General features: G+C 73.8%; 13 protein-coding genes. 7 read left to right on the forward strand and 6 right to left on the reverse strand.

Annotation, left to right across the window (positions count from 1 at the left end; genetic code table 11):
• Positions 1-92: 92 nt before the first annotated feature.
• Positions 93-311 carry a hypothetical protein gene (locus AB0B39_RS00385; protein ID WP_234591403.1) on the reverse strand — a complete coding sequence of 73 codons (219 nt, stop codon included), beginning with the start codon at positions 309-311 and terminating at the stop codon, positions 93-95.
• Positions 312-584: 273 nt separating this feature from the next.
• Here AB0B39_RS00385 and AB0B39_RS00390 point away from each other — a divergent pair, with 273 nt between their 5' ends.
• Together AB0B39_RS00390 and AB0B39_RS00395 are read left to right on the forward strand one after the other, a co-directional pair.
• A complete protein-coding gene (locus AB0B39_RS00390) occupies positions 585-1,430 on the forward strand; it encodes a helix-turn-helix transcriptional regulator (protein WP_234591405.1) in 846 nt (281 codons plus the stop codon).
• A 5-nt stretch (positions 1,431-1,435) separates the two neighbouring features.
• Positions 1,436-1,636 (forward strand): DUF397 domain-containing protein, encoded by a 201-nt coding sequence (locus tag AB0B39_RS00395; protein WP_234591412.1) that lies wholly within the window; start codon positions 1,436-1,438, stop codon positions 1,634-1,636.
• A 117-nt stretch (positions 1,637-1,753) separates the two neighbouring features.
• Here AB0B39_RS00395 and AB0B39_RS00400 read toward each other — a convergent pair whose 3' ends face one another.
• The 5 genes from AB0B39_RS00400 to AB0B39_RS00420 form a co-directional block, all read right to left on the reverse strand.
• On the reverse strand, positions 1,754-2,803 hold the full coding sequence (locus AB0B39_RS00400; RefSeq protein WP_357494240.1) for an ROK family protein: 1,050 nt from the start codon (positions 2,801-2,803) through the stop codon (positions 1,754-1,756).
• A gap of 282 nt (positions 2,804-3,085) precedes the next feature.
• The gene (locus tag AB0B39_RS00405; protein ID WP_357573116.1) at positions 3,086-3,874 is read right to left on the reverse strand and encodes a putative protein N(5)-glutamine methyltransferase; all 789 of its coding nucleotides are present in this window, start codon (positions 3,872-3,874) and stop codon (positions 3,086-3,088) included.
• Between the two features lie 146 nt (positions 3,875-4,020).
• Positions 4,021-5,139, reverse strand: coding sequence for a cystathionine gamma-lyase (locus AB0B39_RS00410; protein ID WP_357573117.1), 1,119 nt, complete (start codon positions 5,137-5,139; stop codon positions 4,021-4,023).
• A 7-nt stretch (positions 5,140-5,146) separates the two neighbouring features.
• Complete coding sequence (locus AB0B39_RS00415) at positions 5,147-6,154, reverse strand: NAD(P)H-dependent glycerol-3-phosphate dehydrogenase (protein WP_234591408.1); 1,008 nt, start codon at positions 6,152-6,154, stop codon at positions 5,147-5,149.
• On the reverse strand, positions 6,151-6,885 hold the full coding sequence (locus AB0B39_RS00420) for a lysophospholipid acyltransferase family protein (RefSeq protein WP_357573118.1): 735 nt from the start codon (positions 6,883-6,885) through the stop codon (positions 6,151-6,153). The genes AB0B39_RS00415 and AB0B39_RS00420 overlap by 4 nt, the downstream gene beginning before the upstream one ends.
• A 124-nt stretch (positions 6,886-7,009) precedes the next feature.
• On the opposite strand from AB0B39_RS00420, the gene cofC reads away from it, so the two are divergent.
• The 5 genes from cofC (at position 7,010) to AB0B39_RS00445 (ending at position 12,751) form a co-directional block, all read left to right on the forward strand.
• The gene (gene cofC, locus AB0B39_RS00425; protein ID WP_357573119.1) at positions 7,010-7,648 is read left to right on the forward strand and encodes a 2-phospho-L-lactate guanylyltransferase; all 639 of its coding nucleotides are present in this window, start codon (positions 7,010-7,012) and stop codon (positions 7,646-7,648) included.
• Positions 7,649-7,715: 67 nt separating this feature from the next.
• The gene (locus AB0B39_RS00430) at positions 7,716-7,913 is read left to right on the forward strand and encodes a hypothetical protein (RefSeq protein ID WP_007456426.1); all 198 of its coding nucleotides are present in this window, start codon (positions 7,716-7,718) and stop codon (positions 7,911-7,913) included.
• Between the two features lie 54 nt (positions 7,914-7,967).
• Positions 7,968-10,340 carry an RNA degradosome polyphosphate kinase gene (locus tag AB0B39_RS00435; RefSeq protein ID WP_357573120.1) on the forward strand — a complete coding sequence of 791 codons (2,373 nt, stop codon included), beginning with the start codon at positions 7,968-7,970 and terminating at the stop codon, positions 10,338-10,340.
• A 24-nt stretch (positions 10,341-10,364) separates the two neighbouring features.
• Positions 10,365-11,885 (forward strand): CYTH and CHAD domain-containing protein, encoded by a 1,521-nt coding sequence (locus AB0B39_RS00440; protein WP_357573121.1) that lies wholly within the window; start codon positions 10,365-10,367, stop codon positions 11,883-11,885.
• Positions 11,873-12,751 carry an NUDIX hydrolase gene (locus AB0B39_RS00445; protein WP_357573122.1) on the forward strand — a complete coding sequence of 293 codons (879 nt, stop codon included), beginning with the start codon at positions 11,873-11,875 and terminating at the stop codon, positions 12,749-12,751. Before AB0B39_RS00440 ends, AB0B39_RS00445 begins: the two co-directional genes overlap by 13 nt.
• Positions 12,752-12,761 lie beyond the last annotated feature (10 nt).

Consider the following 12,761-nt stretch of genomic DNA (forward strand, 5'->3'; position numbering starts at 1 on the left):
ATCAGGCGCGGCGATACCCGGCGAGCCCCGAAGCGACACGGCAATCGGTCAACAGAGCATATACGGTGCGTGACGGAATGTTCGGGGCCTGATCAGTCTCCGGCGTGCCGGCGGCCGACCGCGATCACCTTCACCCGCTGCCGCCCGGCCCGCACCATCCCCAGCGCCATGAAGGCGCCCGCGATCCGGTCGGCAGCCTCCCTGCTGCTGGCGCCGACCACCTGGCGGCGACGCTCCGGGGTGACGCGTTCGTTGCGGTCGACGCCCTCGACGGGACGCACGTCGGTGAGCACGACCAGGAAGCGGGTCATCGCCGCCCCTCGCGCTGCGGGGCGAGAGACTTCGGACCGGTGTGCACGTCGTCTCCTTCCGGCGGCTGGAACGGGCGGCACGCGGCGATCGGGTACGGGGGAGAAACCCGATCGCCGCGCGCCCTATCCCCTCCGGTCGCTCACCACCACCGTCGCCACGACAACCGGCGGTGAGGACGCGATGACAGATTGACACGTCTACAGCCATGAATGCAACTCTCATCGGCCATCTCTCATGTACCCGTTCCCATGAATGTGTGCGACCATCGATGCATGGCCCCGAAGACCGCCCGCGCCCGCCGGCTCGGCATCGCCCTACGCCATCACCGGGAAGCCGCCGGGCTGACGCTGGAGACCGCCGCGGATGAAATCAACAGCACCCGCAGCACCCTCTCCCGCTACGAGAACGCCCAGACGCTGATCAGCCCGGCCACGGTGCGCGCCCTGCTCACCTCGTACGGGGTGGGTTCCGAGGAGGTGGCCGCCGCGGTGCAGCTCGCCAAGGACGCCCGCAAACCGGGCTGGTGGGTGTCGTACTCGTACCTGCTCGACCCGCGCACCATCGACTTCATCGCCCTGGAGGCGGAGGCCACCGCCATCGCCAACTTCGAGCCCTCGGTGGTGCCCGGCCTGCTGCAGACCGCCGACTACATCCGCGGCGTGATGCGCGGCGGCCCGCACACCCTCGGCGACGAGCTGGTGGAGCAGCGGGTCAAGATCCGACTCGACCGCCAGGTGCGGCTCACCGCCGACACCCCACCCATCCTCGACGCCATCATCGACGAGGGCGCGCTGCTGCGCCCGGTCGGTGACCAGTCGGTGATGGACGGCCAGCTACGGCACCTCGTCAAGATGGCCGAACTGCCGAACATCACCGTTCAGGTGATCCCGCTCTCCGCCGGTTACCACCGGGGCACCCGGGGCTCGCTGCACATTCTGGAGTTCGCCGACCCGGAGGACCCGATCATCGCGTCGGTGGAGACCGTCGCCGGTCAGATGATCCTCGACCGCGCGGGCGAGACGCGTACCTGCACCAAGATCATGGAGCATCTGCGCAGCGTGGCGCTCAGTCCGGCGGACAGCCGGGCGATGCTCCTGTCAGTCCTGAAGGGACGGTAGGACCGATGACACCGACGATCACAGCGGCGTTGGCCACGGCGGCGTGGCGCAAGAGCAGCCGCAGCGGCGATGAGGGCGCCTGCGTGGAGGTGGCCACGATCCCCCAACTGGTGGCCGTCCGCGACTCCAAGGACCCGGCCGGCCCGGCCCTGCTGTTCCGCCCGGCGGCCTGGGCCGCCTTCGCCCAGGCCCCGCCGCGCCGCTGACCGGAGCGCGACCACCCCGCCCCCGCGCCCCGCTGACCGGGCCCGCACCGCCCGATCAGCGGGGCGCGGACGGGGAGGCTCACGGCGGGCCGGCTCGGCCGACGAACCGGGGACGACTCAGGCGACCAGCGGACGGGGCTCCGGGACCGCGCGCAACGCCTCCAGGGCGGCGATCGCCACACCCCTGGCACCTGCCATGTCGCGGTCCGGGACCAGCGCGAACGTGGCCACCGCGGCCTGCTCCTCGCGAAGGACCGTGTGCTCGCGGACCGTCGCCAGGAACCAGTCGCGGAACTCCGGCGCCGCCTCCACCACCCCGCCCCCCACGAAGTACGCGTGGGGATCGGTGAAGTTGGCCGCCACGGTGAACAGCCGGCCCAGCGCCATCGCCTGCTGGGTGAAGAGGTCCCGGGCCATGGCGTCACCCCGCTCGCCGTAGCCCCGCACCAGCTTCGCGGCCCGCGCCGCCGGCTCGGCGGCCAGCGGGTGGTCGGGGTAGCGGGTCAGCCAGTACGGCAGCAGGTTGTTCTCGATGCCGGTCAGCGACGCGACGCTCTCCACGTCGCCGGTGAAGCCGCAGGCGCAGATGGGCTCCGGCTGACCCGGGCCGAGCAGCCCGTTCAGCGGGATGTGCACGTGACCCAGTTCGCCCGCCATGCCGGCGGCGCCGGCGATCACCTTGCCGCTCTCGACGACCCCGCCGCCGAGGCCGGTGCCGACGATCGCCGAGACCGACGATCGCGTCATCGCCTCGTCGCCGAAGTACACGTGGTGGGCGTAGAGCGCTGCCGCGTTGCCGTCGTTGTGGTAGATCACCGGCAGGCCGAGCCGCCGCTGGAGCGCGCCCCGCACGTCGAAACCACGCCAGGCCGGCTGGGAGAAGTTGGTCGAGCCGCGCGACGAGATGACGCCGGTGGCGCTGGCCGGGCCGGGCGTGTCCAGCCCGACGGCCTGGACCAGGTCACGAGAGACGCCGGTCTGCGCCAGAGCCCCGTCCAGCGCCTGGGCGAGCGCTTCGATCGCGGCCTCCGGCCCCTCACGCACCTCGCTCGGGATCTCCAGCAGCCCGTCCACCAGGAACCTGCCATCCACCGTCAGGACTGTGGCGTTGTTGCTGGTGCCGCCGTTGTCCAGGCCGACGACCACCGGCACACCTGCGCTGCCCACCGCAACCGCCTCCCGCCCTCATGAGTGTGAGCCGAGGCTAGTGCCAACCCCGCTCCCCCGCCACGCCCGCCCGCTGAAACTGGGGCTGGGGTACCAGCCGAGCTCCGGTGACATCGGAGTTCCTGTCCCCGGTGCCCCGGACTGCTGTCGCGCGTCCTTTGCTCTGCTTCACTCCACGCAACACAAATCGGCCGCGAGTGTTGCGCCGGTTGAAGCAGAGCAAAGGACGCGAACAGGTGGGCGGGTCGACCAGGCACTTCCGCCGCAGCGCCGCTGGGCGGATCAGCCTGGGCGGCGGGCGGTCACCGCGGTGGCGTCCCGGTCCTCGTCGTGCCGGACGGTCGGGACCAGCCCGGCCGCGCGGAACGCCGCGCAGAGCGCGTCGGTCTGCGTCTCGCCGGCCTCGACCACCAGGTGGCCGCCGGGTGCCAGCCAGTGCGCCGCGTCGACGCCCACCCGGCGCAGCACGGTGAGCCCGTCCGGCCCTCCGTCGAGCGCCACCGGGGCCTCGTGCAGCCGCGCCTCCGGCGGCATCAGCGCCACCGCCTCGGTCGGCACGTAGGGGGCGTTGGCCACCACCAGGTCGAGCCGCCCCCGCCAGTGCGCCGGCAGCGGCGCGAACAGGTCACCCTCGTACACCTCGGCGGGCAGCCCCGCGAGGTTGCGGCGGGCGCACGCCACCGCCGCCGGGTCGATGTCGGCGGCGGCCAACCAGCGGGGCGCGAGCCGGCGGGCCAGCGCGACAGCGGTGGCCCCGGAGCCGCAGCAGAGGTCGACAACTGCCGGCGCCGGGCCGGTCAGCTCGACGGCGGCGTCGACCAGCAGCGCCGTCCGACCGCGCGGCACGAAGACGCCCGCGTCCACCGCGATCCGCAGGCCGCAGAACTCGGCCCAGCCGAGCAGGTACTCCAGCGGCTCGCCCGCCACGCGCCGTGCGGTCAGGTCGGCAAGCCTCGCCGGGGAGTCCGCGGCGGCCAGCAACAGCTCGGCCTCGTCCTCGGCGTAGACGCAGCCGGCGGCGCGCAGCCGGCTCACGAGGGTGGTCCGGTCGGTGGGGAAGGGTGTCACCATCAGAAAGCCTCCGGGAACGCTCGCCGGCGCTCCCGAGACCGCTAGAGCGGCGTGGACACGGGAGGAAGCGCCGGTCCTACTGGCTGGCGGATCGGTCTCACCTCCTCCGGTCGAGGCCCACACCCGTGGGCCGCGGACACGATAACTCAGGCCGGCCCGGCGGCGTCCAGGGCGGCGGCGATGTCGGCCACCAGATCGGGTGTGTCCTCCACACCGCAGGAGAGCCGGACGAAGCCGGGGGCCGTGTCGTCCCCCCACTGCGCCCGCCGGTCCGCACTGGTGTGCAGACCGCCGAACGAGGTGGCCGCCGCCACCAGCCGGGCGGCCTCGACGAAGCGGGCCACCCGGTCGGCGTCGCCCAGGTCGAACGAGAGCACCCCGGGCATCCGGCGCATCTGCGCCGAGGCCACCGCGTACGCGGGGTCGTCCGGCAGCCCCGGCCAACGCAGACCGGTCACGTCCGAACGGCCCGCCAGCAGGTCGGCGACGGCTGCGGCGTTCGCGCTCTGGCGGGCCAGCCGCAGGTCGAGGGTCGCCAGCGACCGGTGCGCCAACCAGGCGTCGAACGCTCCGGGCACCGAGCCGGTGGCGGTACGCCAGAGCGTCACCGCCTCGATGACCTCGGCGGACCAGCTGGCCAGGTAGCCGAGCAGCAGGTCGGAGTGGCCGGTGAGCGCCTTCGTTCCGGAGGCCACCACCAGGTCGGCGCCGAGGTCCAGCGGGCGCTGCCCGAGCGGGGTGGCAGTGGTGTTGTCGACCGCGAGCAGCGCGCCGGCGGCGTGCGCCCGCTCCGCGAGGGCGGCCACGTCGACCACGTCCAGACCCGGGTTGGCCGGGGTCTCCACCAGCACCAGCCGGACGCCCTCGAAGGACGGGTACGGCCCCACGGTCGGCACGAAGACCACCCGTACGCCGATCGTCTCCAGCACGGCGGTGGCGAACGCCCGGACGGGGAAGTAGCCGTCGGAGGGCAGCATGACGGTGTCCCCGGGGCGCAGCAGGGTGAGCAGCGTCCCGGTGATGGCGGCCTGACCGCTGGCGAAGACCCGGCAGTCGCCGCCCTCCAACTCACCCACCGCGGCCTCCAACAGCCGCCGGGTCGGGTTGTCGGGGCGGCCGTAGCCGTTCGGCGACGTGCCCTGGCCCTGCCACGGGTCGAGGTGGTACGGCGCGGCGAAGACCGGGCCCGGCAGGAACGGGTCACCCGGTGCCGGCTCGGGCAGGCCGGCGCGGACGCAGCGGGTGCCGTCTCCCAGTTCGCTCATCGGTTCCTCACTCGTACGACTCGGGCTTGGCGGTCCGGCTCATCAGGGTGTCCACGGCGAGGCGCGGGTCCATCCCCTCGTGGCAGATCCGTTCGACGTGCTCGGTGATCGGCATCTCCACGCCGTGCGCCCGCGCCAGATCACGGATCGCGAGGCAGCTCTTCACGCCCTCGGCGGTCTGCCGGGTCGCTGCCTGGGCCTGCTCCAGCGTCTCGCCCCGGCCCAGGTGCTCGCCGAAGGTGCGGTTGCGGGCCAGCGGGGACGAGCACGACGCGACGAGGTCGCCCATGCCGGCCAGGCCGGCGAAGGTGATCGGGTCCGCGCCGAGGGCCACGCCCAGGCGGGCCGTCTCGGCCAGCCCTCGGGTCATCAACATGGCCCGGGTGTTGTCGCCGAAGCCCATCGCGGTGGCGATGCCGTACGACAGGGCGATCACGTTCTTGACCGCGCCGCCCAGCTCACAGCCGATCACGTCGTCGTTGGTGTACGGCCGCAGGTACGGCGTCCGGATCGACGACTGCACGAGCACCGTGCGATGGCTGTTCGTCCCGGCGACGACGGTGGCGGCCGGCTGCTCGGCGGCGATCTCGGGGGCGAGGTTCGGGCCGGAGACCACCACCACGCGGTCGGCGGCCACCCCGGCGGTCTCGACGATGACCTCGCTCATCCGCTTGGTGGTGCCGAGTTCGATGCCCTTCATCAGCGACACCAGGGTGGCGTCCGGGTGCAGGTGCCCGGCCCACTCGGCGAGGTTGCCGCGCAGGGTCTGCGAGGGCACGGCCAGGACCACCAGCTCGGCGCCGCTGATCGCCTCGGCGGCGTCGGTGGTGGCGGTGACCCGGGCCGGCAGCAGCAGGTCCGGCAGGTACTCCGGATTGCGACGCTCGGCGCGGATGCTCTCGGCCACGGGGGCACGGCGGGCCCACACGGTCACGTCCCGACCCGCGTCGGCCAGGATCTTGGCAAAGGCGGTGCCCCAGGAGCCGGCGCCCAGCACCGCGACGTGGCCGCTCATGCCGCTTCACCCTGCGGGCGCTCGACGGACGGTCGGGCCGGCCGTTCCCACAGCGGGGGCGGGGTGCCACCACGGATCTCGACGAGCATGTCCCGCAGCCGCAGCATGATGGCGTCCGTCATCTCCTCGAGAGTGGCCCGGGTCGGCGGGGCGCCCGCCCAGCGGCTCAGGTCGATCGGCTCGCCGGCCACCACCGTCACCGGGATCCGGGGGCGTGGGTTGAGCCGACTGGTTCGCGGGTCGAAGATCCGCTCCGGGCCCCACATCACCAGCGGCACCACGGGGGCGCCGGTGGCCAGCGCCAGCCGGGCGGCGCCGGTCTTGGCCTTCATCGGCCACAGGTCCGGCTGTCGGGTGGTGGTGCCCTCCGGGTAGATCACCACCGCGCCGCCCTCGTCGAGCGCGGCTACCGACCGGTCCAGCGAGCGGACCGCGTCCACGCTGCCGCGCTCGACCGGGATCTGCCGACAGCGGTGCAGAATCCAGCCGATCACCGGCACCCGGAACACGCTGGCCTTGCCCAGGTACTGCGGCCACCGCCCGGAGTCGTAGATGAAGTGCGCGGAAACCAACGGGTCGGCGTGCGAGATGTGGTTGGCGACAATGATCATTCCGCCGTCCTTGGCGAGGTGCTCCTGGCCGCGCCAGGTCCGCCGGGTCCAGACGATCATCACCGGCTTCACCAGCCCCACGGCGAACCGTTGCCAGAACCCCAGCCTCCGCCGTGCCACTGTGCCTCCTCGTCCCGCCCCGACCCGCCGCGAGCCCACCGCGACACCCGCAGCGGAAATCATGCCTGCTCGCCCCCGGTACGGCCAGCGAGGGTCCCGTCGTCCGGCTGGCAGGATTGCGGACGTGAGTCAGCCGAGGTGGGCCGTGGTGGTGCCGGTGAAGCGTCTGGCAGCGGCCAAGAGCCGGCTGCGGGGCGCGCTGCCCGGCGTACCGCATGAGGAGCTGGCGCTGGCGCTGGCGGCCGACACGCTCCGCGCGGTGCTGGCCTGCCCGGCGGTCGCCGAGGCTCTGGTGGTGACCGACGACACCCGGGTGGTGGCCGCGGCGCGGGCCGCCGGGGCGGGGACGGTGCCCGACGTGCCGGACGCCGGCCTGAACGCCGCGTTCCGGCACGGCGCGGCACAGATCTCCGGGCGGTGGGTGGCCGGGCTGACCGCCGACCTGCCGGCGCTGCGCCCGGCCGAGCTGGCCGACGCGCTGCTCGCGGCCCAGCGCGACACCGAGGGGGTACGCCGGTTCGTCGCGGACGCCCCCGGCGGTGGGACGGTGCTGCTCGCCGCGCCGCCGGGCGTCGACCTCGACCCACGGTTCGGCGTCGGCTCGGCGGCGGCGCACGCGGCGAGTGGGGCGCTGCCGCTCACCGGCGACTGGCCCAGCCTGCGGCGGGACGTGGACACCGCCGACGACCTGGCCGCCGCCGCCCGGCTGGGGCTGGGACCGCGCACCGCGGCGCTGCTCGCCGCCGGCTGCCCGGCGCGCTGAACAAGCTGCCCCTAGCCGGCGGGCCGGCGCGCTGAACAAGCCGATCCGACCGGTGTACGGTGCCAGCATGCAGGGCACGGTGGCCAGTTACGACGCGGCGACGCGCAGCGGTGTCCTGCTGCTCGACGACGGCACCGAGCTGCGCTTTCCCGCCCGGGCGTTCGACGCCTCCGGCCTGCGGTTGCTCCGGCTCGGCCAGCGGGTGCGCATCGACACCGATCCCGACGGCGAGGTCGTCCGGGTGACATTGCCGACGATGAACTGAGCTGGCGAGGCCAAGTTCATTTTGCGTTAACTCGAATCGGGTGATTATGAGCGGGTGAGCACCCCTCGCGAGCATCCGGTCACCCCTTCAGCCACCGACCCCCGCAACGGCGCCCGCATTCGCGGCACCGACGGCCGTTTCCGCCCGTCCCGGGCCGAACGGGCCGGCGCCGCCCGTGCCGACACGCTCGCCGACGACCCGGGCGCCGCCTCCTCCGGGCTCGACGAGGTCATCGAACCCGGCGTGCCGCCCACCGAGACGGACGGCCCGGCGGCCGGGGCAGCCCTGCCCGGTCCCTCCGGCAGCCTCTCCACGGGCCTCTCCACCGGCGGTGAGGGGGACGACGAGCCACCGGCCGCTCCCCCGCTGCCGGAGGACCGCTTCCTCAACCGGGAGCTGTCCTGGCTCGACTTCAACGCGCGGGTGCTCACCCTCGCCGAGGACCAGCGCACCCCCCTGCTGGAACGGGCCAAGTTCCTCGCGATCTTCGCCAGCAACCTCGACGAGTTCTACATGGTGCGGATCGCCGGCCTGAAGCGGCGGCTCTCCGCCGGCCTGCCGGTGCGGGGCGGGGACCGGCTGCCCCTGCGTACGCAGCTGGAGCTGATCGCCGAACGGACCGCCGAGCTGGTCGCCAGGCACGCCGCCTGCTTCGTCGACGACGTCCTGCCCCGGCTGGCCGACGAGGGCATCCGCATACTGCGCTGGGGTGACCTGGGCGACCCCGAACGGGAGCGGCTGCGCACCTACTTCCGGGAGCACATCTTCCCGGTGCTCACCCCGCTCGCGGTGGACCCGGCGCACCCGTTCCCGTACATCTCCGGGCGCTCCTTGAACCTGGCGGTGGCGGTCCGGGACCCGGACGGCGGGTCCGAGCTGTTCGCGCGGGTGAAGGTGCCCAACAACGTCCCGCGCTTCGTGCGGGTCGACCGGGACCAGCCGGGCGTGCGGATGCTGCCGGTGGAGGACCTGATCTCGGTGCACCTGGGTCAGCTGTTCAGCGGGATGCAGGTGGTCGAGTGCCACCTGTTCCGGGTCACCCGCAACGCCGAGGTGGAGGTCGACGAGGACCGCGACGAGGACCTGCTCCAGGCCCTCGAACGGGAGCTGGCCCGCCGCCGGTTCGGCCCGCCGGTCCGCCTGGAGGTCGCCGCGTCGATCTCCGACCACATGTTGGAGCTGCTCGTCCGCGAGCTGGACATGGACGACCAGGACGTGCTGCGGGTGCCCGGCCTGCTGGACCTGTCCGCGCTGTGGCAGGTGTACGGCGAGGCCGACCGGCCGGACCTCAAGGACCCGCCGTTCGTGCCGGCCACGCATCCCCGGCTCGCCGAGGGCGAGGTGCCGCGCAGCGTCTTCTCGACCCTGCGCGACGGGGACATCCTGGTGCACCACCCGTACCACTCGTTCGCCACCAGCGTGCAGCGCTTCATCGAACAGGCCGCCGCCGACCCCAACGTGCTGGCCATCAAGCAGACCCTCTACCGGACCAGCGGCGACTCGCCGATCGTGGACGCGCTCGTCGACGCGGCCGCCGCCGGCAAGCAGGTGGTGGTGCTGGTCGAGGTGAAGGCCCGCTTCGACGAGGTGGCCAACATCGGCTGGGCCCGCACCCTGGAACGCGCCGGCTGCCACGTGGTGTACGGCCTGGTGGGGCTCAAGACGCACTGCAAGACCGCCCTGGTGGTCCGGCAGGAGGGCAACCAGATCCGCCGGTACTGCCACATCGGCACCGGCAACTACCACCCGAAGACCGCCCGCCTGTACGAGGACTTCGGCATGCTCACCGCCGACCCGGAGATCGGGGCGGACCTCACCGACCTGTTCAACGTGCTCACCGGCTATAGCAGGCAGACCGCGTACCGGCGGCTGCTGGTCGCCCCGCAGGGGATCCGCAGTGGCCTCATCGAACGCATCGAGCGGGAGATCGCGCACGTCCGGTTGGGCATGCCCGGCCTGGTCCAGTTCAAGGTCAACTCGCTGGTCGACGAGGGCGTGACCGACGCGCTGTACCGGGCGTCCCAGGCCGGCGTCCACGTCGACCTGCTCATCCGGGGCATGTGCACGCTGCGTCCGGGGGTGCCGGGGCTGTCGGAGAACATCCGGGTCCGCTCGATCCTCGGCCGGTTCCTGGAGCACTCCCGGGTCTTCCGCTTCGGCAACAACGGCGAGGCCGAGTTCTGGATGGGCTCGGCGGACCTGATGCACCGCAACCTGGACCGGCGGGTGGAGGCGCTGGTGCAGGTGAGCGATCCGGTCGCCCGCGCCGAGCTGGACCACGTGCTGACCGCCGCGATGAGCCCGGACGTGGACGCGTTCGAGCTGGCCGGCGACGGCACCTGGACACGGCGTGCCGGCGGCGACGACACGGCCCGGGTGCATCTGCAGGAACTGCTGCTGCGCCGCGTCGGTGGCACGGCCGGCTGACCGATCGCGGCATAGGCTGAGCTGATGGTCGAGGAGGAGCAGAAGTACGAGGTGGACGACACCTTCGTGCTGCCGGACCTGTCCGCCACGTCCCCGGCCGGCGGCCGGGTCCGGGAGCTGCCGCCGGTGACGCTTGTCGCCCGCTACCTCGACACTGTCGACCTGCGGCTGGCCCGCGCCGGGGCGTCGCTGCGGCACCGCAAGGGTGACGAGCTGCCGTGGACGGTGAAGCTGCCCACCGGCACGCCCGGCGTCCGGCACGAGATCTCCCGCCCCGGGCCGGTCGCGCAGCCGCCGCCGGAGCTGGTCGAGCTGGTCACCGTCCTGCACCGGGGCGCGTCGCTCGCGCCGGTGACTGTGGTACGCACCGTCCGGCACGCCCACGAGGTGTGCGACAGGGCCGGCACGGTGCTCGCCGAGGTGGTGGACGACCGGGTGACGGTCCTCGACGACGCCGGCGCCACCACCGGCGCGTTCCGTGAGGTGGAGGTGGAGCGCAAGGCCGGCGACCGCAAGCTGCTGGAACGGATCGGCGAGGTGCTGCGCGAGGCCGGGGCCCGGGCCGGGTCGTTCACCCCCAAGCACGTACGGGCGTTGGGGTCGGTGGCGCAGGCCGAACCGGACCTGGTCTCCCCGGGCGGGCTGACGGCCGACCCGACCGCCGGCGAGGTGGTCACCGAGGCGGTCCGCAAGGAGGTGGGCCGGCTGTTGGCGCACGACCCGCTGGTGCGGCTGCGCACCACCACCGACGGCGGCGACAGCGCCGTACACCAGTTGCGGGTGGCCTGCCGACGGCTGCGCAGCGACCTGCGGACCTTCCGTCCGCTGGTGCGCCGCAGCTGGGCGCGGCCCCTGCGCGACGAGTTGCGCTGGCTCGCCGGGGTGCTCGGCGCGGCGCGCGACGCCGAGGTGCTGCGCGACCGACTGCGGCGCACCGCGACCGCCGACCCGCTCAGCCCGCTCGACATGGGCGCGGTGGACCGGCTGGACGAGGCGCTCGCACAGCGGCAGCGGCAGGCGCTGGCCGCCATCGACGAGGCGCTGCGCTCGCCGCGTTACCTGGCCCTGGTGGACGCCCTGGTGCTGGCCGCCCGCGCGCCCCGGCTCACCCGACGGGCCGCCACCCCGGCGGCGCGCACGCTACCGAAGCTGGTCGCCCGCCCGTGGCGGCAGCTCACCGGCCCCGACGGCGTCGACGGGCTCGACCCCCTCGCGCCCGACGACCGCTGGCACGCCGTCCGCAAGGAGGGCAAGCAGGCCCGCTACGCGGTCACCGCAGTGGTCCCGGCCGTCGGCACTGACGCGCGGCGGCTGGCCCGCGCGTTGGCCGGCGTCCAGGATGTGCTCGGCGAACACCAGGACGCCGCGGTGGCCGCCGAGACCTGGCTCGCCCTCGCCGCCGACCGACCGGGCGACCACGAACTGGCGGTCACCGCCGGACGGCTGGCCGAGCGGGAACGCGACACGGTCCGCGTGATGCGGGCCCGATTCCCCGCCGCGTGGCACCGGGCCACGCGGCGACGGCGGACCAGATGGTTGCCGTGACGGGCATCCGGGCTGCCGGCGGGGTCTGCTGGCGACCGACCGCCGAGGGCGTACGGGTCTGCGTCGTGCACCGCCCGCGCTACGGGGACTGGACGCTGCCCAAGGGCAAGCTCGAACCGGGCGAGCATCCACTGCTCGCGGCGGTCCGGGAGGTGGCCGAGGAGGCCGACGTGCGGGGCGTACCGCAGGTGCGGCTGCCGTCGGTGCGCTACCGCAGCGAGGGGCAGGCCAAGTTGGTCGACTACTGGTCGATGCTCGCGGTCGCCGAGGGCGGTTTCCAGCCGGGCACCGAAGTCGACGACATCCGGTGGCTGGCCGTGGACGACGCGATCCACCTCGTCAGCTACCCGCACGACACCGAGGTGCTGGCGGCGTTCGCCGCGCTACCGCTGGTGACCGCGACGATCGCGTTGGTCCGGCACGGGCACGCCGGCAAGCGCGCCACGTGGACCGGCCCGGACACCGCCCGCCCGCTCGACGCCGAGGGATGGGCCCAGGCGTACGCGCTTGCGGCGCTGATCGCCGTGGTGCGGCCGGCCCGGCTCCTGTCGGCCTCGCCGCGCCGCTGCGTGCAGACCCTGGACCCGGCGGCCGGGCTGCTCGACCTGCCCATCGAGGTCTGCGGCGACCTGGACGAGCCCCAGCCGGGCCAGCAACAGGACGAGCGGGTGCTGGCCACCGCCGCCCAACTGCTCGAGCTGGGCTGCGCCGGTGGGCAGGTGGCGGTGTGCAGCCAGGGCAAGGTGCTGCCGGGCGCGTTGGAGCAGCTGACCGGCCGCGCCGACGAGGACTTCACCACCCCGAAGGGCGGCGGTTGGCTGCTCGCCTTCAGCGGCGAGCGGCTGGTCGCCGCCGACCGTCTGTGAGGCCCGCCCG

Origin of the sequence: Micromonospora sp. NPDC049114 (genome assembly GCF_040648635.1) — a bacterium.
GTDB lineage: Bacteria > Actinomycetota > Actinomycetes > Mycobacteriales > Micromonosporaceae > Micromonospora.

Excerpts from the sequence above, each read along its gene's own strand:
- AB0B39_RS00385 (WP_234591403.1), bottom strand. The coding sequence starts at position 311 with ATGACCCGCTTCCTGGTCGTGCTCACCGACGTGCGTCCCGTCGAGGGC.
- AB0B39_RS00390 (WP_234591405.1), top strand. The coding sequence starts at position 585 with ATGGCCCCGAAGACCGCCCGCGCCCGCCGGCTCGGCATCGCCCTACGC.
- AB0B39_RS00395 (WP_234591412.1), top strand. The coding sequence starts at position 1,436 with ATGACACCGACGATCACAGCGGCGTTGGCCACGGCGGCGTGGCGCAAG.
- AB0B39_RS00405 (WP_357573116.1), bottom strand. The coding sequence starts at position 3,874 with ATGGTGACACCCTTCCCCACCGACCGGACCACCCTCGTGAGCCGGCTG.
- AB0B39_RS00410 (WP_357573117.1), bottom strand. The coding sequence starts at position 5,139 with ATGAGCGAACTGGGAGACGGCACCCGCTGCGTCCGCGCCGGCCTGCCC.
- AB0B39_RS00415 (WP_234591408.1), bottom strand. The coding sequence starts at position 6,154 with ATGAGCGGCCACGTCGCGGTGCTGGGCGCCGGCTCCTGGGGCACCGCC.
- AB0B39_RS00430 (WP_007456426.1), top strand. The coding sequence starts at position 7,716 with ATGCAGGGCACGGTGGCCAGTTACGACGCGGCGACGCGCAGCGGTGTC.
- AB0B39_RS00440 (WP_357573121.1), top strand. The coding sequence starts at position 10,365 with ATGGTCGAGGAGGAGCAGAAGTACGAGGTGGACGACACCTTCGTGCTG.
- AB0B39_RS00445 (WP_357573122.1), top strand. The coding sequence starts at position 11,873 with ATGGTTGCCGTGACGGGCATCCGGGCTGCCGGCGGGGTCTGCTGGCGA.